This window comes from Mycobacterium sp. IDUB_1 (assembly GCF_055419625.1).
The window spans coordinates 26,161-44,489 of sequence record NZ_JBVAYA010000003.1 but is presented as its reverse complement, the minus strand read 5'-3'; the positions used below and the strand labels follow the sequence as shown (position 1 = coordinate 44,489).

The 18,329-nt window shown below is 63.9% G+C and carries 16 protein-coding genes; 7 read left to right on the top strand and 9 right to left on the bottom strand.

Annotated elements, in window-relative coordinates; all coding sequences use genetic code 11:
• Positions 1–16 precede the first annotated feature (16 nt).
• The 4 genes from ACZYYX_RS17590 to ACZYYX_RS17575 form a co-directional block, all read right to left on the bottom strand.
• Positions 17–1,228, bottom strand: coding sequence for a CaiB/BaiF CoA transferase family protein (locus ACZYYX_RS17590; RefSeq protein WP_463815884.1), 1,212 nt, complete (start codon positions 1,226–1,228; stop codon positions 17–19).
• Positions 1,229–1,319: 91 nt separating this feature from the next.
• Positions 1,320–1,949: a cysteine hydrolase family protein gene (locus ACZYYX_RS17585; RefSeq protein WP_463815883.1), complete on the bottom strand. Its 630-nt coding sequence runs from the start codon at positions 1,947–1,949 to the stop codon at positions 1,320–1,322.
• 7 nt (positions 1,950–1,956) lie between these two features.
• A complete protein-coding gene (locus tag ACZYYX_RS17580; protein WP_463816488.1) occupies positions 1,957–2,736 on the bottom strand; it encodes an SDR family oxidoreductase in 780 nt (259 codons plus the stop codon).
• A gap of 742 nt (positions 2,737–3,478) precedes the next feature.
• Positions 3,479–6,937 (bottom strand): indolepyruvate ferredoxin oxidoreductase family protein, encoded by a 3,459-nt coding sequence (locus ACZYYX_RS17575; RefSeq protein WP_463815882.1) that lies wholly within the window; start codon positions 6,935–6,937, stop codon positions 3,479–3,481.
• Positions 6,938–7,076: 139 nt separating this feature from the next.
• Between ACZYYX_RS17575 and ACZYYX_RS17570 the strand changes: the two genes are divergently transcribed.
• From ACZYYX_RS17570 to ACZYYX_RS17560, 3 genes are all read left to right on the top strand, one after another.
• Positions 7,077–7,307, top strand: a complete 231-nt coding sequence (locus ACZYYX_RS17570; RefSeq protein WP_463815881.1) for a hypothetical protein — start codon at positions 7,077–7,079, stop codon at positions 7,305–7,307.
• A 37-nt stretch (positions 7,308–7,344) separates the two neighbouring features.
• Entirely contained in the window at positions 7,345–7,545 is a 201-nt protein-coding gene (locus tag ACZYYX_RS17565) for a hypothetical protein (RefSeq protein ID WP_463815880.1), read from the top strand.
• Between the two features lie 614 nt (positions 7,546–8,159).
• The gene (locus ACZYYX_RS17560; protein ID WP_463815879.1) at positions 8,160–8,612 is read left to right on the top strand and encodes a Zn-ribbon domain-containing OB-fold protein; all 453 of its coding nucleotides are present in this window, start codon (positions 8,160–8,162) and stop codon (positions 8,610–8,612) included.
• A 103-nt stretch (positions 8,613–8,715) separates the two neighbouring features.
• On the opposite strand, the gene ACZYYX_RS17555 is transcribed toward ACZYYX_RS17560, so the two are convergent.
• From ACZYYX_RS17555 to ACZYYX_RS17535, 5 genes are all read right to left on the bottom strand, one after another.
• Entirely contained in the window at positions 8,716–9,177 is a 462-nt protein-coding gene (locus ACZYYX_RS17555) for a PNPOx family protein (protein WP_463815878.1), read from the bottom strand.
• Between the two features lie 11 nt (positions 9,178–9,188).
• Positions 9,189–10,082: an oxidoreductase gene (locus tag ACZYYX_RS17550; protein WP_463815877.1), complete on the bottom strand. Its 894-nt coding sequence runs from the start codon at positions 10,080–10,082 to the stop codon at positions 9,189–9,191.
• Between the two features lie 46 nt (positions 10,083–10,128).
• Positions 10,129–10,551 (bottom strand): Zn-ribbon domain-containing OB-fold protein, encoded by a 423-nt coding sequence (locus ACZYYX_RS17545; protein WP_463815876.1) that lies wholly within the window; start codon positions 10,549–10,551, stop codon positions 10,129–10,131.
• Positions 10,552–10,631: 80 nt separating this feature from the next.
• Entirely contained in the window at positions 10,632–11,468 is an 837-nt protein-coding gene (locus ACZYYX_RS17540; RefSeq protein WP_463815875.1) for an enoyl-CoA hydratase/isomerase family protein, read from the bottom strand.
• Complete coding sequence (locus tag ACZYYX_RS17535; RefSeq protein ID WP_463815874.1) at positions 11,465–13,207, bottom strand: class I adenylate-forming enzyme family protein; 1,743 nt, start codon at positions 13,205–13,207, stop codon at positions 11,465–11,467. Before ACZYYX_RS17535 ends, ACZYYX_RS17540 begins: the two co-directional genes overlap by 4 nt.
• A 94-nt stretch (positions 13,208–13,301) precedes the next feature.
• On the opposite strand from ACZYYX_RS17535, the gene ACZYYX_RS17530 reads away from it, so the two are divergent.
• The 4 genes from ACZYYX_RS17530 to ACZYYX_RS17515 all read left to right on the top strand — a co-directional run bounded on the left by ACZYYX_RS17530 (position 13,302) and on the right by ACZYYX_RS17515 (position 18,285).
• Complete coding sequence (locus tag ACZYYX_RS17530; RefSeq protein WP_463815873.1) at positions 13,302–14,105, top strand: enoyl-CoA hydratase/isomerase family protein; 804 nt, start codon at positions 13,302–13,304, stop codon at positions 14,103–14,105.
• Between the two features lie 111 nt (positions 14,106–14,216).
• A complete protein-coding gene (locus ACZYYX_RS17525; protein WP_463815872.1) occupies positions 14,217–15,128 on the top strand; it encodes an SDR family NAD(P)-dependent oxidoreductase in 912 nt (303 codons plus the stop codon).
• A complete protein-coding gene (locus tag ACZYYX_RS17520) occupies positions 15,125–16,756 on the top strand; it encodes an FAD-dependent monooxygenase (RefSeq protein WP_463815871.1) in 1,632 nt (543 codons plus the stop codon). The genes ACZYYX_RS17525 and ACZYYX_RS17520 overlap by 4 nt, the downstream gene beginning before the upstream one ends.
• 2 nt (positions 16,757–16,758) lie before the next feature.
• Positions 16,759–18,285: a class I adenylate-forming enzyme family protein gene (locus tag ACZYYX_RS17515; protein ID WP_463815870.1), complete on the top strand. Its 1,527-nt coding sequence runs from the start codon at positions 16,759–16,761 to the stop codon at positions 18,283–18,285.
• Positions 18,286–18,329 lie beyond the last annotated feature (44 nt).

Sequence of the window (18,329 nt, the reverse complement as noted above, 5' to 3'; positions counted from 1 at the left end):
CGGCCTTGCGAACCCATCACAACACCACCGAGTTGATCTTGAAGTCGATGATCTCGTCTTCGGTGAAGCCAAGCTCCGCGAGCAACGCATCGGTGTGCTCTCCGTGCCCTGGCGCACGGGTGAGCGAGACCTCGGTCTCGTCGAATTGCACCGGGCTTGCCGCCAAGGCGAACTCGTTGCCCTTGGCATCGGTCACCCGCGGTAGGTAGCCGTTGGCGATCACCTGCGGATCGTCATGCACCTCGCGCGCGGTCCGCATGACGTCCCACACGCCCTCGAAGTCTTTGAATGCCTTCTCCCAGTGTGACAGGTCCTCGGATGCGAAGGTTCGACGCAGCTCGGCGATGCAGTCCACGCGGTTGCCGAAACGAACCGGGGCACTGGCGAATCGCGTGTCGTCGATGAGGTCGGGACGGCCCAGCCGGGTGCAAAACTCCGACCAGAACCGGTCGGCCTGCAGCAGAACGAACGCGATGAAACGGTCGTCACGGGTCTTGTACATGTTGGCCACTGGGTTCGGCATCTCCTCGAGAGAGAACTTCGGAATGTCCTGACCGGTGATGCCTGCACCGACGATATCCGGGCCCAGTTGCCAGATGGCGGCGCTGAGTAGTGAAACATCCACGATGGATGGCTCTTTCGTGCGCTCACGTTTGACCAGGGCCGCAGCGACTCCAGCGGCGATGGCCAGGCCGCCGTAGGAGTCACCGAAAGCCGACCGTTGAAGCGGCGGATATGAACCGTCGCCATCGCGGTAGGCCTCGCCGATACCGCCGCGGGCCCAGTAGGCAGCGAGATCGTAACCCCCTTGCGCGCGCAGGTCTCCGCGAGCGCCGTAGCCGTGACCCCGTGCGTAGATGATTTCGGGATTGCGAGCCCGAATCTGTTCGACGTCGACACCCATCCTCTGCCGGGAGTCCGGCAACAGGTTGGTGAGGAACACATCGGCCGTCTCTACGAGCTTCATCAGCAACTCAAGCCCCTCAGGCGTCGAGGTGTCCAGGCCGATGCTTCGCTTGTTTCGGTTCGGCTGTTCTATGAAGTGGTTCACGCCCCCAGCGGCGGTGACCAGTCCAGAGCTGATGAGGCCGCGCTGCGGATCACCGGTCTCCGGGTGCTCTACCTTGATGACGTCCGCGCCCCAATCGGCCAGCACCGCACCCGCTGCAGGGACGAACGTCCATGCTGCCAGTTCGACGACGCGGATCCCGCTGAGGATGTCTGTCATTGCTTCCTTCGCTGTTCGAGTTCGAATCGATGGCGTCGGCCACGGCCTAGGCGCGCAACCCCAATGGTGAGGCGCTGCGGCGCACGCCGGGTCACGCGCTAGCCCCAAGAGTGCCTGAACCGGACCATTTGGAGATGAGATCGTCAACTGTGGTGAGCGTGGCCAGCACCGCAATGGTGTTGTCCAACACTTGTTCTCCGTATACGGCGGGGGTACCTGCAACCGCGTCTCGCGGTACTACGACGTCGAAACCGGCTTGGCTGGCATGCCCTGCCGTGTGTGGCAGAGCCAAATTCAGTGATACACCGGCCAATACGATGGTCTGAACTCCTAGTTCCCGCAAAACTGGCAGCAATTCGGTGTCCAGGGTGGGGAACAACCCGTGGTGTCGCGCGAGTACGAGGTCGCCGGGTGACAGTAGTTCGTCGATGACCTTGGTTGCCGTCGCACCGGGTTCCCACAGGGCTACGGTCTGCCCAAGTGCCCGCCAAAGGCGCGCGGTCCCCGTCGGTCTGCCACCGGGGGTTCCCTCGTATGTCGCATGGACCACGTGTATCCCAGCAGCGCGGGCCGCGCACAGCAACCTGCTCAGGTTCCCGATGAGTTTACCGGCGTCGGCGGCCAGCGCGGGTAGTGCCGGATCCGCTCCGAGCATGCCGTTTTGGCATTCCACGCACACGACGGCCACAGTCCCGACATTGCCTGTGAGCGGGGTGGGCATTTCAGGGTTACTTCGGGCCGAAGCGCTGCGCACCGTCGAGGCGCAAGACTTCGCCGTTGACGTAGCCGTTGGTGAGCAGGAACGCAGCAGCGTCGGCGAATTCGACAGGTGTGCCGAGCCGCTTGGGAAACGGGATGTTGGCGGTGAACTTCGCGATGGCCTCTTCGCCGACCGCCTCCATGATGGGCGTCTTCATCGTTCCTGGCGCGAGCGCATTGACCCTGATGCCCACCGAACTGAGGTCGCGTGCAGCCGCGATCGTCAGCCCGATGACCCCGGCTTTCGCAGCGGCATAAGCCGTCTGGCCGATTTGGCCTTCGTAGCCGGCGATCGAGGCGGTCAGCACCATCGCGCCACGCTCGCCGTTGGCCAGCGGTTCGGCAGCCGCGACGGACGCGGCCACGAGCCGTGCCATGTTGTAGGTGCCGTTGAGGTATAGGTCGATGGTCTTGGTGAAGACGCCGAAGTCGGCTGGTGTGCCGTCGCGTTGTACGATCCGCTGTGCGACGCCGTAACCTCCGTGGGCGATGACGGCGTAGCGCAGCCGCCCGAGCTGATTGGCCCCGTCGATTGCGCCGAGGATGCTGTCTTGGCTCGTGACGTCGGTGCTGACGAATGCTGCCCTGCTGCCCAACTCGTCGGCCAGTGCCTTGCCCTTGTCGGCGTCCAGATCGGCGATGACCACTCCTAGGCCATCGGCATGAAGCCGCCGCACGGTTGCCTCGCCGAGGCCGCCAGCGCCACCGCTGACGATCGCCGACGCGCCTTCAAATTGCGCTACCATCAGCACTTCTCCATCGTCCGTTGCGTTTCCGTATTTGTTCCATGCCATCAAGCGAAATGCCAGGAAAGCATTCGCACGCCGGGCGGTGGTGTCGGAACGGTGGCGTTGTTGACTCGCGCCGATCATTCTGCGACACAGAGCTTTCCAGTGCACCCGGCGAATCGTCCCGCGCTGGCCTCCCATGCGCTTGTCGTACATCTTGGTTCCGGAGGAGGGGCACTGTTGATTCCATCAGCTCACCTGCGCGGACGACAAGGTAAAACGCGTTGCCGACATACGACCGACATATGATGCTCGGCCGTGGCCATCCTGCAGCGGTCGCGGGAGATGTAGCAACGTACGATCGACAATGTCGTCAGGTGATCTCCGCGCCCCGCAGCACCAGACTAATCAGCAGTTCGACATCGGTGGCGCAGTCACGACCGTCCCCTGACGGTCGGTGACCTCGCGATCATCGCGGTCGCCGCTGTGACATGCCGGAGCCAAACGACCTGGTGTCTATGCCCTCGCTGTCGGTCCGCGAGGTGCTCGTCCACAAGCGGCGTCAGAAGAAGGTCGCGACACTGCGAGCCTTTCAGGGGACCTGCCGGAAGTCGAACCATGTCGTGAAATCGATTTACAGTCACACTGATTCGACTCTGCTAAGCGACGAGCATGCGAACGAATTCAGGCTGAAAACGAAGCGCTTCAAGGTAACTCAAGTCGAGATCACCCCTACTGACCAGACGCCATGATCCCCCGTGCTTTAGCCGGACGACGTCATTCCGAGCTCTCTCAGCCGGACGTGGTAGGCCTCGACGCTGGCCAGTTTGACGTCTTCATAGCCCCGCACCATGTCCGCCAGACATGCCACTTCCACTGCCCGGTCGTAATTCATCTGGTCCAACTCCCCTGCGAGCCGGGTGGTGACATCCACGTACTCCGCGAGCAGGCCGCGCTCGATCCTCCGGACGCGCGCATAGCCGAAGGGGTCGAACTTGGTCCCGCGCAGTCGCTTTCCCTTTGCGAGAATGCGCAGAGCGACGTGGCTTCGTGGACCGAGGCCAATCTTCCTGCTCCGGCCCATCGCCCGCAGGACGGGCGGGTGAAGCTTGTAGGTCAAGTTCTCGCCGGCCGGAACCTCGGACCGCACGTATGAGAGAAACCGCGGGTCGGTCAGAAGCCGCGCCACCTCATACTCGTCCTTATATGCCATGAACTTGTATAGCCCCTTCGCGACGGCCCCACTGAACTCGGTCCGATCGCCCACTGCGCGCTCAGCGGTCCAAATCAAGTGCAGCAGCGTCACGTATCGGCGCGCGACTTTCTCACTTTGAAACTGAATGAGGTTCGCAGCCCGTCGTGAGATGAGGTCGCCGACCTCACCGGAGAACGCCATGCCCTGAAGGACGCGCCGAGGCAGCACTGTAGGGCACCGGTCGCGTACGGGTGACACCACGTCGTCGAAGCGGGCCGGGTCGGCAATGGCGACGCGTCCCCAGCGGAAGGCGGCGACGTTGGCCTTGACGGCAACGCCGTTGATTTCAATGGCCTCTTCGATCGACGCCGCCGGAAGCCGCAGCGCCCCAGCCTGGTAGGCGGCTCCGATGAGCAGGAAGTTGGCTGAGGCCGCGTTGCCGAACAGCTTCTGCGCGGCGGCCAGGGCGTCGAGGGAATGCACGGTGCGCGACACCTGAGCAAGGCGGTTGAGCAGATATGCCGTTTCGGGATAGGTGATCGTCCTGTCGTAGACCATGTCACCGGTCGGCGTCTTACTGGTCGACGCTACGGAGACCGTCTTTGCATGCTCGCCATATTCGAGGTTCTTGATGTCGACAGCTGCCAGCAGATCGAAGGCCACGATGCAGTCGGCACTGCCTGGAGTGAGACGGTTGGACGGATCCAGCGTGCCTGCAGCGAATCTCAGGTGCGAGACGACGGGTCCGGCCTTTTGACTCAGCCCGATCTGATCGAGGCCCTCGACATCGTAGCCGGCACGCAACGCTGCCGTGGCGAGGACTTGGTTTACCGTGACTATACCCGTACCGCCGATCCCGGCGAGGAAGACGTTGTGGGTGGCGGTGATTGGCCCGACCTCGAGGTCGGGCAACACCGGAGGCTCGGGCGCCGACTGTGTGCGCGGCTTCTTGCCGGGGCTCACCTCGACGGTGACGAAGGACGGGCAGTCTCCGTCAAGACAGCTGTAGTCGGTGTTGCAAGAGGTTTGGTCAATCCGTGTCTTGCGGCCGAACTCGGTATCCACGGGTTGCACCGACAGGCAGTTCGACTTGACGCCGCAGTCGCCGCAGCCTTCGCAGACCGCCTCGTTGATGATCACCCGGGTGGTGCGGGTGGGCAGCGTGCCGCGCTTGCGTTGCCTGCGTGCGTCGGCCGCGCAATGCTGGTCGTAGATCAGAACGGTCACGCCCTTGACGGCGCGCAGTCTTTTTTGGGCGTCGTCGAGGCGGTCGCGGTGCCAGAGGACGGTGCCCTTAGCTAGTGCCCGCTTGTCGTGCCGCTTCGGTTCATCGGCGCAGATGATGATCTGCTTGACACCCTCTGCGGTCAGTTTGTGGGTTAGCTGCGCGACGGTGAGCGCGCCCTCGGCGTCCTGGGCGCCGGTCATCGCCACGACCTCATTGAAGAGCAGCTTGTAGGTGATGTTCACGCCCGCCGCGACGCAGGCCTGGACAGCGAGTTGTCCAGAGTGGAAAAAGGTTCCGTCGCCGATGTTCTGGAACAGGTGGGGCACGTCGGTGAACGGGGCTTGGCCGATCCACTGGCTGCCCTCCCCGCCCATCTGGGTGAGTCCGGTGACGGCGCTGTCCGTACGGCGCGACATCGTCACCATGGCGTGACATCCGATCCCGCCACCGGCCAGGGAACCGTCGGGCACCGCGGTCGAACGATTGTGCGGACACCCACTGCAGAAGTAGGCGGCACGTGTGGTGGAAAGCACTTCCAGCGGGAGCGTCAGCGGGACAGGTTTTTTGAGCTCCAGTCGATCAGCGAGCACGCGACGCAGCGGAGCCAGCAGGCGTTGGGCGGTTAGTTCGCCGTCGGCGGGAATCAGCAGACGCCCCCCAGCGTCCCTCTTGCCGATGATCGTCGGTAAACTGGTTCGTCCGTATAGGATGCCGCGAACCTGGGTCTCGACGAATGCGGTCTTGTCCTCGACGACGACGATCTCCTCGAGACCCTCGGCAAAGGAGGCAACGGTGTCGGGCCCCAGCGGCGTCGGCATGCCGATGCGCAACAGCCTGATCCCGGCCTTCTGGAGTGCGAAGTCATCGGCGCCCAGGTCGGCCAGCGCCTGCCGCACGGAATCGAAGGTCGTTCCCGTGGCCGCGATTCCGATGGTTGCATTGGGCGAGTCGAGTTCGATGACGTCGATCCCGTTGGCGGCACCGTAGGCGCGAACGACCTCGGCACGGGGTCCGTAGAGGTCGGCCTCGGCGTCCAGGCTGGTGGCAGGCGCGCCCATCGGCCGCTGACGGTACACGAACGGTCTTCCTTCCCACTGAACTTGGGGTATGACGATATCGACGACGACGTCACTGCTGTCGACTGACCAGGCACCGTCGGCCACATCCGCGACGATCTTGAGAGCCACCACACAACCCGACGCCCGCGACATTGCCACACCGTGCATCGCCATCGTCACGATCTCGCGGGCGTTGCGCGGGAACAGAACCGGGATTTCGAGCGCGGCCAACGAACGCTCGCTGACGACTGGCACGGTGGACGACTTGGAGGCTGGGTCGTCGCCGACCAAAAGCAGCATCCCGCCGCGCGGGTTGGCGCCATACAGGTTGGCGTGCCGGAGGGCGTCGGACGCCCGGTCCAAGCCGGGTCCCTTGCCGTACCAGACTCCAACGACTCCATCGTGAGTGGCGGTGCCCATGGGTAGGTCGGCTTGACTGCCCCACACCGAGGTGGCCGCTAATTCCTCGTTGAGGCCGGGCACGAAGGTGATCTCATGTCCCGCCAGAACGTCAGGCATCGCTGCGAGCATTCGGTCGACACCACCCAGTGGGCTGCCCTGGTACCCCGAGACGAACGTCGCCACCTGCCGGCCGGCACGCGCGTCGCGCTCGTGCTGTTCGACGAGTGCGCGGGCGATCGCCTGCACACCGGTGAGCAACACTGGACCGGATCCCGTCCGGTAACGATTGCCCAACTCGTAGGGCTGCCGGTCCGGCGGGCGACTGTCGAGATCTGTCACCTGAGTTAACCACCTAGGTGTTGGAGGGGCATATTGCTCTTTCAAGCGTTACACGAGAATGTCTGGTGGGCAAGCCGATACAGCTTGACTGAGCGCTCTGCCCAAACCCATCTGGCCGTGACGGGCGATATTGAGCGACGTGACGAGATTGGATCACAGCGACGCCCGACTGCTGTTGGCGCTGTGTGACGCCCGCGCCACCGGAGTGCAACTGGCGAGCGAGCTGAACCTGGCGCGGACCACCGCGCACGTGCGGCTGACTCGGTGGGGTCAGGACAAGGTGCTCGCGCCGATCGACCGCTGCGTTTCGCCGCGCGACCTCGGTTATCCGTTGAAGGCCTTCACCACCACGGTGGTCGATCAACACTGACACGAGGAAGTCATCGCCGCGCTGGACCGTCAGTCGGGTGACCCAGGCTACCGGGTTCTCAGGCGTGGCCGATCTGTTAATCGGCTTGGCGGCAACCGATGCGGACGACCTCTATCGCGTGACCGGCTCGGTTCTCGCGGTGCCCGGGGTTGAGCGCACGACGATGTCGGTCGCGATATACGACGTCGTTGCCTACCGGACGCGACCGCTGTTGGAGCAGATCGCGCGCCAGCAGTGACCGACACGATGGCGCCGTGCAGAAAACCTTGCGGAACGTCCCTCGGTTCTCACCGATTACGCTGTTGCGAACGCACTTTGGGTCCTTGGCCCAGCAGCGCGGAGGTTCACCCGAGGTCTCGGCTTGAGGGGCGCTACGCGCATACCCCTGGTCCCGGGTTACGAATCCCAAACCCTCACTGCTTTACGAACATGTCGGAAGCCTGTCGCCGTATCGATCAGCATCGGGATGGCCGCCCCGCTGTGCCAAACTAAAGGTCATGGCTTCTCCGGCCCGAAAACCGTTTCATAAGTGCGCCTGCTCGCACCACACCGTCTATCAGCGAATCAATAGTGGATCAATCATCGGATGATGCTGTTGCCCAAACTGCTGCTGCACAGCGTCGGCGCGAGGCGATTCTCGACATCGGGAATCAACTTCGAGAGAATGCGTTTCGCGGTGACAGTTCAACCGGCGCAGTCCGACGACCGAGATCGCGAGCGGCTGTGGAAGGTCGTCACCAAGTGCAGCAAGTCATACGACGAGATTCAGACGAAGACGGGCCACCATTCCCAATCGTGCGGTTGACATCAAAGCGGAGTTGACCGACCGCGATTTGCCAGGAGGACCAGCGCATGACGCGTGACACCGCATACAGCAGACCTCGGGTGCGGCTGGCGCCCAGTCCGACAGCCGAATCAATGGCGTTCTGGACCGGCGGCGGCAACGGAGAACTGATGATCAACCGCTGCCACCACTGTGGGCATTACTTCCATCCGCCTGGCCCTGCATGCTGGCGCTGCCGGAGCACCGACGTCGCACCGGAGCCCGTTTCCGGCAAGGGCACCGTAGCCGCATATACCGTCAACCGACAGCAATGGATCCCCGGTCTCGACCCTCCGTACATCGTGGCGATGGTCGAGCTGGCAGAGGAACCCGACGTCAGACTCATCACGACGATCGTGGATGTGTCGGTTGACGACATCTGCGTGGGGCTACCGGTCGAGGTCTTCTTCGAAGACTGGACGGCGATGTCGGGTGAAGAAGAAAGCCGGGTGTGGCTTCCACTTTTTCGCCCGGTTGACTAGTGGGAGTCGAACCACATGCCTCAGAGGCGACGCCAACCCGTACGAGTCTCTGTACGAGATACATTGGGATTTAAACGAACTGGTGGGTCTTAACCCGAACAGTCTACCGTCCCAAGCAGAATCGGACCAGCGTCGTCTTGGCGGCGGCAGTGAGCAATTCTTGCCGGTCCGGCTGGCGGTCTGCCGGCAATCCGAGCCTCAGCCCCTTTGCGGCCTCTGGCCCGTTGCGGCGGGCGAACTCACCGAGAATGTCGACTTTCTGGTCGTCTTGTCTTACGACGGTGGGTTCGGCATGGAACCAGCGGCGCTTGATGAGCACCTGGACGTCGTCGGCGCTCGTGATCGCCTTGGGCCAGTTGGCCGAGCTCATTGCGAGCACATCTCCGTTGTCCCAGGGGAAGTAGCCGATGGCGAAGGTGTAGTTTCGGCCCGTCTTGCCACCAACGTAACTCAACAGCATCAACCGGCCGCTCAGTAGGCCATGCAGCGGAGACTTCAAGAGCGGGCGCATGATTGCGTTGGCCTTTGCGAATAGCTTCGCGACGCGACGCAGATCATCAGGCATCGGGATTGGACCTACTCTCTTCTACTAGGGGTAAGGGCGTCATTGAGTTCCTGAACCGTGTCGTCGTCCAGTTCGATGTGGGCGGCGGCCATGTTCTCCTCGAGGTGCTGCACGCTCGAGGTGCCAGGGATGAGCAACACGTTGGGCGCGACGGACAGCGTCCATGCGAGCGCGATCTGCGCGGGGGTGTGTCCACGCTTCGCCGCTTCACGCAGTATGGCTGGGTGGCCGAGCACCGGATTGTCAGCGGTGAAGCTAGAGCCGAGCGGGAAGAACGGCACGAAGGCGATGCCCTGTTGGACACAGGCATTCAGCATCGGCTGTGACGTGCGGTCGACCAGGTTGTACGCATTCTGCACGCAGACGATCTCAGTGCGGTCGAGCGCGATCCTTAGATGGTCGAGGCTGATGCCGCTCAGTCCGATTCCGGCGATGAGGCCCTCGTCTCGGGCCTTGATCATCGCAGACAGTTGCCGGTCGAAACGGTCATGGTTCACTTGGCCGACCGACGTTGGGTCACCGGCGTCGATGCTGCGCAGATTGACCGCGGCAAGGCGGTCGACGCCCAGTGTGCGCAGGTTGTCCTCGATGCCGGCCCGCAACTCGTCGGGCTCCTGTGCGGGCAGCCACCCACCGGCCCCGTCGCGGCGCGCTCCCACCTTGCTGACCAGGGCCAGGTTGGCAGGGTAGGGGTGAAGCGCCTCGCGGATGAGCTCGTTGGAGACGACCGGGCCGTAATACTGGGAGGTGTCGATGTGGTTGACACCCAACTCGATTGCGCGCCGTAACACGTCGATCGCCTGGCCGTGGTCGCGAGGCGGCCCAAACACCCCAGGTCCAGGGAGTTGCATGGCGCCGAAGCCGATTCGGCTGACGCGGAACACGCCCATTGGGAAAGATTGCATACGAGTTCTCGATGTCGGTTGGGTCGCGGTTTAGCGGGCTGCGTCTTCAGAGAAGCCGTGTCGGAGTGAACACCGTCAGATGGGCACCGTCCGGGTCCTCTGGATCGCGTGGCCGAAACACAGCGGTGACGGGCATGTCCATCGACAATTCACCGGGTTCGGCTCCTTCGATCGTCGTGATGACTCGCGGTCCCTCAGCCAAGTCGACCAATGCCGCGATGTAGGGCAGGCGGTTCCGGAACGGTTCCAGATCGTTGACATGGATGACCGAGTACGTATGAAGCGTCCCCTGGCCGCTGGCTTCAAGGGGTTCAACTTGATCGCTCCAGCAAAACGGGCACATCGGCCTGGGGTAGTGATGCCTTCGACCGCAGGCTCCGCAAGCGGCTATCAACAGCCTTCCCTCGCGCGCGGCGTCCCAATACGGAGCGCTGGTCGCGTCGACAGTCGGACGGTCAGCGCCGGCCATGTAGACCACCCCGATTCATCGAGTCCGCATCGGACGCGGGCTGTCCCATCTTGATTGGTGCCATGGTGTCCCTTTCTTCCCTACTCTTGCGGAGAACCTTCGAGCACTGCCGACCCCTTGCGACCGGGTTCCGCCGTGCGCTGACCTCGTTCCTGGAATCGGCGTACGAGCGCCTGGTGCTCGTCCGACATCGCCAAGACCGAATTGGCAAGCCGCTCGAAGTCGCGGGCAGTGCCCCGGTCCATCGATGCCGTGGCATCGATGGCGAGTTTCGCAACGCCGACCGCCTCGTGGGGCAGCCGGGCGAGACTCTGGACGAACGCGTCGACTTCGTCGTCGAAGGACTCCTGCGGGTAAACCGCGTGTACGAAACCAATCTGCAACGCCGACGCCGCATCGACGGTACGGCCTGCCATGACGAGCCACTTGGCCCAGTGAGGCCCGATGAGACGGGTCACCCGACTGATGCCCCCTGAGCCCGGTATGACACCCAGGTTTGGCACTTCGGGTAGGGCGAATGCGGCCGCCCCGGAGGCGATTCTGAAGTCACAGGAGGCGCCGAGTTCGACGCCGACGCCGACGCAGGGCGCATGTACAGCGAGAACGATTGGCTTTTCGATTGATTCGAGCTCGTCGAACAACAGATGCAGTCGACGGTAGGAGCGTCGCAGTGCGCTGCCAGACCCGTCCGCCTCGCCAACACTGGCAGCAAGGCCCCCGATGTCCATCCCGGCTGTGAAGTACCGGCCGGCGGCGCGGATCACCATGACCGACAGGTCGGGCCGATCGCCGAGGTCCGCAGCTGCCCGACGCAGCTCGTCAATCATGTTGTCGGTCAGCGCATTCAACTTCGAGTCTCGGTTGAATACGACGGTGAGGACGTTGTCCTTCTCGACACGCCTGATGTCCTCGTTCATGAGGGCTTGCCTACCGCCTTCCGGCGCCCGTCGCGTGCGCCTGATCGATGTGAAACGACATCGGTGAACCGACGGCGCAGGTCATTCTTGTCAACCTTCATCATTGGGGTCAGCGGAAGTTCGTCGACCAGAACGAGTTCGTCCGGGCGCTTGTAGTCGGCCAGGTGCTCGCGAACGAACCCGCGCAGGTCGTCGAGAGTCGGCGGTGTGGCCGGATCGACTGGAACGACGAAGGTGGCACCAATCTCACCGATCACCCTGGCAGGCATGCCGACAACGCTGACCTTCGCCACGGCGGGATGGGTGGCGAGGACGTTTTCGACCTCCAGCGGGTAGACGTTGTAGCCGCCCCGGATGTACATGTCGCGTGAGCGGCCGGCCAGCACGAGGTTCTCGTGCTCGTCGAGACGACCCAGGTCGCCGGTGCGCAACCATTCCCCGTCGAATGCCAACGCGGTCGTGTCCGGGTCGTTCCAGTAGCCGCGCATTACACACGTTCCGCGGACCTGCACCTCACCGGTACCTCCGGCGGCCATCGGCTTGCCGTCGGCATCCACGATGCGGACCGACATGCCGCGTTGCGGGCGACCCACGGTTCCGCCCGCAACGTCGATTGAATCGTCTGGCTCGGTCCCGGTGATGCTGGGCGACTCGGTCATCGCATACCGAACCACCAGGGGGCAGCCAAGCTTTCGCCGGACGGCCTTGATTAGCTCAGGCGACGCCGCTGCCGTGGCCGCCACACCGATGCGCAGATGCGGCAAGCTCGACGGTGTCAGACCCGGCAGATCGAGCAGCTTTTCCCACTGGGTCGGAACGGCACCCGCAACGGTGATCCGCTCCTCAACCAACACCCGCGCCGTCGACTCCGCGGTCCACGGCTGAGGGGCGAGCACGAAGGTCGTGCCGGTGGCCAATTGCTCCCACACCTTGGCCATGTAGCCGGCATGGGCAAAAGGCGTTGGAACCAGCCGCCGTTGCCCGTAGCCGCCCACCGCACCAGAAGAAGCGACCGCGGCCGCAAGTCCAGCATGGTCGAACCAAGCGCCTTTCGGGTGGCCCGTCGTCCCGCTCGTCCAAATGATGACGGCCGGAGCGTCGACAGTGCCCGACCAAGGGGCAGGCGGCAGCGAGCCGGCACCGGCATCCGTCAGGTCGTCGGGGTAGACCACGGGATGACCGACGGGCGCCGGCAGACCGGTTGCCTGGTCGTAAATCACCAGCGCCGGCGCGCACTGCTCAAGGATCTGGTCCACTTCGAGACGGCCCAGCCGTGTGTTCAGACCGGTGACCACTGCGCCCAGTCGCAAGATCGCCACGTAGGCAACCGCATAGGGGATTCCCGGCGAAAGCATCAACGCGACGACGTCACCCGGACCGATGCCGCGTGACGACAGGACGACAGCCAGTTCGCGCGACCTCGAATCCCATTGCGCGAAGGTCATTCGGTCGAGCCCGTCGACGTAGGCCTCTTGACTGCCGAACACCACGGCGGCTCGGTCCATCTCATCGCCCAGCGTGGTGCAGTCGGACACCGAAGGAATCGACGTTCTGCCACTCACTTCAGTGCCGCCCTTCATCCACAGCGCGTGCCCGCTCCGATCGGGGCCAATCAATTGATTCAACACGTCAGAAAATGCTACGTCCAGACCTAAATTTGGCGTGGAACATTGACGTTTATTGAAGATTACTGTACCCATCAATAGTACACGTCGTGTCAGAAACTTGAATGACGCCACCACGGCTCCTGACCGCGATACGGACGCCTCAAACTCGGGAGGACATCGTGATCCCACATGAACTTTTCGGCAGCGCCGAGAAGGTCGGCCGACGGTGAGCGAGGAATCCGAAGGCGTCGTCGTCGTCGACGACGGCGCGATCAGACGCATCGTGCTGAACAGACCGCAGGCAGCCAATGCCCTGCGCCCACAGGATCGGGACGCAGTCATCAAGGCTTTGGCGGAAGCCGACGACGACCCCGGGGTTCGTGTCGTGGTGCTGTCGGCGGCCGGCCGACACTTCTGCGCCGGCGCCGACGTCAAATCGCTCGCAGTCAAGATGGAGACGCCGATGCTCGTCGGCGACGCCATGCGCACGATCATGAACGGAGCCCAACGGCTCATCAGCAGCGTGTTGGACTGCGGCAAGCCGGTGATCGCAGTGGTGCAGGGCGCTGCAGCTGGGCTTGGCGCCCACCTGGCCTTCGCGGCCGACCTGGTGGTGGCCAGTGAAAACGCCAGTTTCGCCGAGTCTTTCATCAAGCGGGGAATGGTGGTTGACGGCGGAGGCGCCTACTTGCTCAGCCGCCGTATTGCGTTGCAGAGCGCCAAACATATGGCCTTCTTTGGCGATGCGATTACTGCCGAGCAGGCTCACGGGCTTGGTCTCGTCAACGAGGTCGTCGCCGCAGAGGAACTGTCTGCGTGTGCCGAGGCGCTCGCAGAGCGGCTTGCCGTCGCGCCGACCAGCGCCATTGCGCTGATCAAACGGCTGTTCAATTCCGCTCCAGACGGCGATCGCAGCGCAGCGTTTCTTGCCGAGGCGATGGCCCAGGAAATTCAAACGAAATCGCACGACCACGGCGAGGGCGTTCGTGCGTTCGTCGAACGTCGCTCACCCAATTTTCTCGGCCGATGACACGAATCGGCCGATTCACGAGGAGGTTCAGTTGAGTACGCCCATTCAACCGGCGCCGACGGGCGGTGCCGATCGCCGGCAATTCAGTGACCACATCGGGGAGGTTCGGCGATGAGCGCCCTGCTAAGAGGCAAGGTCGCACTCGTGACCGGTGCAGGACACGGCATCGGTCGTGGCCATGCGCTGGAACTGGCACGCCAAGGCGCCACGGTGGTCGTCAACGACTTGGGGTCGTCCGTGGCCGGTGAAGGACGTGGCCGCGATGCCGACGACGTCGTCGACGTCATTCGCGCCGCCGGAGGATCGGCGGCAGCCGACTACGGCGATGTCGGCGATGAAGAGCAGGCCGAAGCGATGGTGCAGCGCGCCCACGACGAGTTCGGCAAGCTGGACATTGTCGTCAACAACGCGGGGATCGTGCGCGACAGGGCGATTTGGAACATGTCCGCCGCCGACTTCGATTTGGTGATGCGGGTGCACGTGCGTGGTAGTTGGCTCACCAGCCGCGCCGCGGCCAGCCGCTGGAGAGCGGCGGCCAAGGCCGGTGACGGCAAGATTTACGGCCGCATCATCAACACCACCTCCGGTGCTGGGCTGCTTGGACACTTCGGCCAGTCGAACTACAGCACCGCGAAGGCGGCGATCGTGGGCCTGACCCAGACATTGAGCCTTGAATTGGCGGGAATTGGCGTGACAGCCAACGTCATCAGTCCCGGCGGCCACACGAGATTGTCGGCGACGGCCGATACGCCTGAGCCCGATCAGCGCGACCCGAATGACTTCGATCCGATGGACCCCTCCCTGTGCAGCCCGGTCGTCGCCTGGTTGGCCAGCCCGGAGGCCGGATACGTGAGCGGCCAGGTGGTCCGCGCCATCGGCGAAACCATCGACCTGATGTCGGGCTGGTCGAAGGCAGTGACCATCTCCAACGGGGCGACCCGTTGGGATGCGAACACCCTCGGCCAACGACTCGCCACTGACGTGTTCAAGGTGCGCACACCAGGCTTGAGGTTGGGCTCGTGAAGGCGGCGACGGTGCGCACGCCGGTGCTGATCGTCGGGGGCGGACCGGTCGGGTTTTCACTGGCCCTTGACCTTGCGCAGCGCGGCACGTCGAGCACGCTGGTGGAGCGAGATGCGGGGACGGCTCTACATCTGCTGGCGAAGGCGGGCACGCTCTATGAGCGCAGCATGGAGTACTGCCGCTGGCTCGGCATCTCAGAGAGAGTTGCCGCAGTCGGGTTTCCCGAGGACTATCCACGCGACACGGTGTACTGCACTGCGCTGCACGGGTTTCCAATCGGGCGAGATCCCCTGCCGTCCACTGCCGACCGTACGCTGGCGCCTGAAACGCCCGAGATGTTGCGCCGGTGTCCGCAGTACGTCTTCGATCCTCTCCTCGCCGACGCGGTGCTGGAGCGCGGGCTCACCGATGTGCGCTACAACCATCGTCTCAGCGGTCTGACCGAGAGCGACGACGGCGTCACGGCCACACTTGTGACAGGCGACGGCGACGAGCTGACCGTTCATGCGGACTACCTCGTCGGTTGCGACGGTGCGAGCAGCACTGTGAGGCAGGCTCTTGGCATTCCGTTCGACGGTCAACAACTCGACTACTCAGTCAGCCTGATGATCTATTGCGCCGACTTCGAGCGATACCAGCCGTACGGCCGATGCGAACGATGGATGTTCCAGGCTCCCGACGGCACCTGGGGCAACATCACCACCGTTGACGGACGCGGCCTGTACCGGTTCACCATCATCGGATCACCCGAACGCATCGCTCCCGACAAGCTCGACGTCGGCGCCCTACTTCGACGGGCCATCGGCGACGACACGGTCGACATTCCGTGGCACGTAGTCAACGTGATGCCATGGCGACGAAGCCAATGCGCGGCAAGTGAGTTCCACAGCAAGCGTGTCGTTCTGGCGGGCGACGCAGCGCATACGACATCACCGACCGGCGGTCACGGTCTCAACACCAGTTTGGGCGACTGCAGCGATCTAGGCTGGATGCTGCCCGCGCTGCTGCAAGGGTGGGGCGGTGAGGGTCTGCTTTCCGCGTACACCGCCGAACGTCGCCCCGTGGCCATCCGCAACAGTTCGCTGTCCACCCGGAACTACAAGGTGTGGGTGGAAAACGATGGGCGCGAACACATTCTCGAGGACTCCGAGAGGGGTCTGCAACAGCGCGACGCGTTGGGCGCACGCCTGAGCGCGCTACTCAAGCAGGAATGGCAGTCCTTTGGAGTCTCGATGGGCTACAGCTATTCGGAATCGCCGATCGTCGTCTCCGACGGCACACCCGCCCCTCCCGACGAGCCGAGCACGTACATCCAAACCGCCCGCCCCGGTCATCGTGCGCCGCACGCTTGGCTGTCGCCGGGCCGCTCAACGCTCGATCTATTCGGTGAGGGCTTCACGCTGCTGGTGTTGGGAGGGAGTGCCACCGATGTCACCCCCCTGACGAAGGCGGCCGACAGTGTCGGCATGCCGCTGAAGGTTGAGGCGATCGACGATCCACACATCGTCGAACTCTACGAGCGTCGACTGGTGCTGGTTCGTCCCGATGGGATGGTCGCCTGGCGTGGTGACGAATTGCCCGAAGACCCCGAAGGTTTGGTAGACACGGTGCGCGGCGCCGGGCGATAGCCGTGACCAAGCAGCTGCCGGCTACCATCCCGGAGGTGGTGGTGCAATGCGCTGGACGCACCCCCGATGAGCTCTTCATGGCCGACTCCACCGGTGCCACAATGACATTCGGTGAACTTGCGGAGTCGGTCGAGCGCACAGCAGCGGGCATGGCGCAATGGGGGGTGGGCCCCGACGACGTGGTCTCTTGGCAGCTACCCAACGGCTGCGCGACAGTGGTGCTGATGCTGGCGTTGCGCCGGTTGTCCGCCGTGCAGAACCCGCTGATCACTACGCTCGGCCGTCGCGAGGTCAGCTTCATTTGTGAGCAGGCCCGCGCCGACCACCTGGTGGTTCCGAGCCGAACCGGCGTGCAGGACGACATGGCGTTGGCACAGCCCATGGCCGGTAGCGGCCTGCAGGTTCATGGCCTCGATGGTGAACTGCCCTCGGGTGCAGCCGTGCTGCCCCAAGGCCAGGACTCGATCGAGGACCAGTGTCGTTGGCTCTTCTACACCTCGGGCACCACGTCGTCGCCGAAAGGTGTCCGGCACTGCGACCAGAGCTTGATCGATGCCGCCGCCCACCTGTCCGACACCATCGAATTGGGGCCCAAAGACCAACTAGTCGCGCCGGTTCCGCTTGCCCACGTCGGCGGCATACTTCATGTGCTGTCGGTCCTGATCGCCGGCGCCAGCATGTTGACCTGTACAACCTTCGACGACGCGGCGATCGACTTCTTCGCGGCCCAGCGCGTGACCGTCCTCGGATCAGGAGTGCCGTTCTTCCACGCTTATCTGAAGCGACAGCGGGCCCATGAACAGGGCCCACTGTTTCCGCACCTGCGCGCCGCGTTGTCGGGCGGTGCGCCCTGCCCACCGTCGCTTCGGCAAACGGTCAAACGAGAACTGGGCGGCGCAGGAGTGGCCTCAGGCTGGGGGCTGACGGAATGCCCGTTCTTGACCATCGGGCGGCCCGAGGACGACGGCGCTGCTGAGGGCAGACCGGCCGCGGGGTCCACCGTGGAGGCAGTGCGGCCCGACGGTACCCCGGCGCCGTCTGGCCAGGAAGGTGAGTTGAGGGTCAAAAGCACGCAGATGATGCTGGGCTATACCGACCCATCATTGGCCGCCGACGCCTTTGACGACCGCGGCCGCTTCCGCACCGGTGACCTCGGAGTGGTCGAGCCGAGCGGGGTAGTCCGAATCACCGGGCGCCTCAAGGACATCATCATCCGCAAGATGGAGAACGTCTCCGCCCAGGAGGTCGAGGAGCTGTTGTCCACCCATCCCGCGGTCGCCGACGTCGCAGTCGTAGGTATTCCCGACGAAACCTGCGGTGAGCGGGTGTGCGCGGTGATCGTCGCGGCCGATCACCGAAACCCACCGAACCTCCAAGACCTCGGCGCGCATCTGCGTGGCCTCGGCCTGTCGACGCGCAAGCTTCCCGAGCAGCTCGAAGTGCTCGACGCGCTCCCCCGCAACAGCATGGGCAAGGTGGTCAAGCGTGAGCTCCGCGCGCGATTAACGCCCGATGTTGCTCAGCGGTAGAGGTTCTGCAGCCCGTAGATCCCGAAGAGGGCGTCGCCATCCCG

What these genes read in the sequence shown, in the direction of transcription:
- ACZYYX_RS17590 (WP_463815884.1), bottom strand. Translation starts at nt 1,228, where the DNA reads ATGACAGACATCCTCAGCGGGATCCGCGTCGTCGAACTGGCAGCATGG.
- ACZYYX_RS17585 (WP_463815883.1), bottom strand. Translation starts at nt 1,949, where the DNA reads ATGCCCACCCCGCTCACAGGCAATGTCGGGACTGTGGCCGTCGTGTGC.
- ACZYYX_RS17560 (WP_463815879.1), top strand. Translation starts at nt 8,160, where the DNA reads ATGACGCGTGACACCGCATACAGCAGACCTCGGGTGCGGCTGGCGCCC.
- ACZYYX_RS17555 (WP_463815878.1), bottom strand. Translation starts at nt 9,177, where the DNA reads ATGCCTGATGATCTGCGTCGCGTCGCGAAGCTATTCGCAAAGGCCAAC.
- ACZYYX_RS17550 (WP_463815877.1), bottom strand. Translation starts at nt 10,082, where the DNA reads ATGCAATCTTTCCCAATGGGCGTGTTCCGCGTCAGCCGAATCGGCTTC.
- ACZYYX_RS17545 (WP_463815876.1), bottom strand. Translation starts at nt 10,551, where the DNA reads ATGGCCGGCGCTGACCGTCCGACTGTCGACGCGACCAGCGCTCCGTAT.
- ACZYYX_RS17540 (WP_463815875.1), bottom strand. Translation starts at nt 11,468, where the DNA reads ATGAACGAGGACATCAGGCGTGTCGAGAAGGACAACGTCCTCACCGTC.
- ACZYYX_RS17525 (WP_463815872.1), top strand. Translation starts at nt 14,217, where the DNA reads ATGAGCGCCCTGCTAAGAGGCAAGGTCGCACTCGTGACCGGTGCAGGA.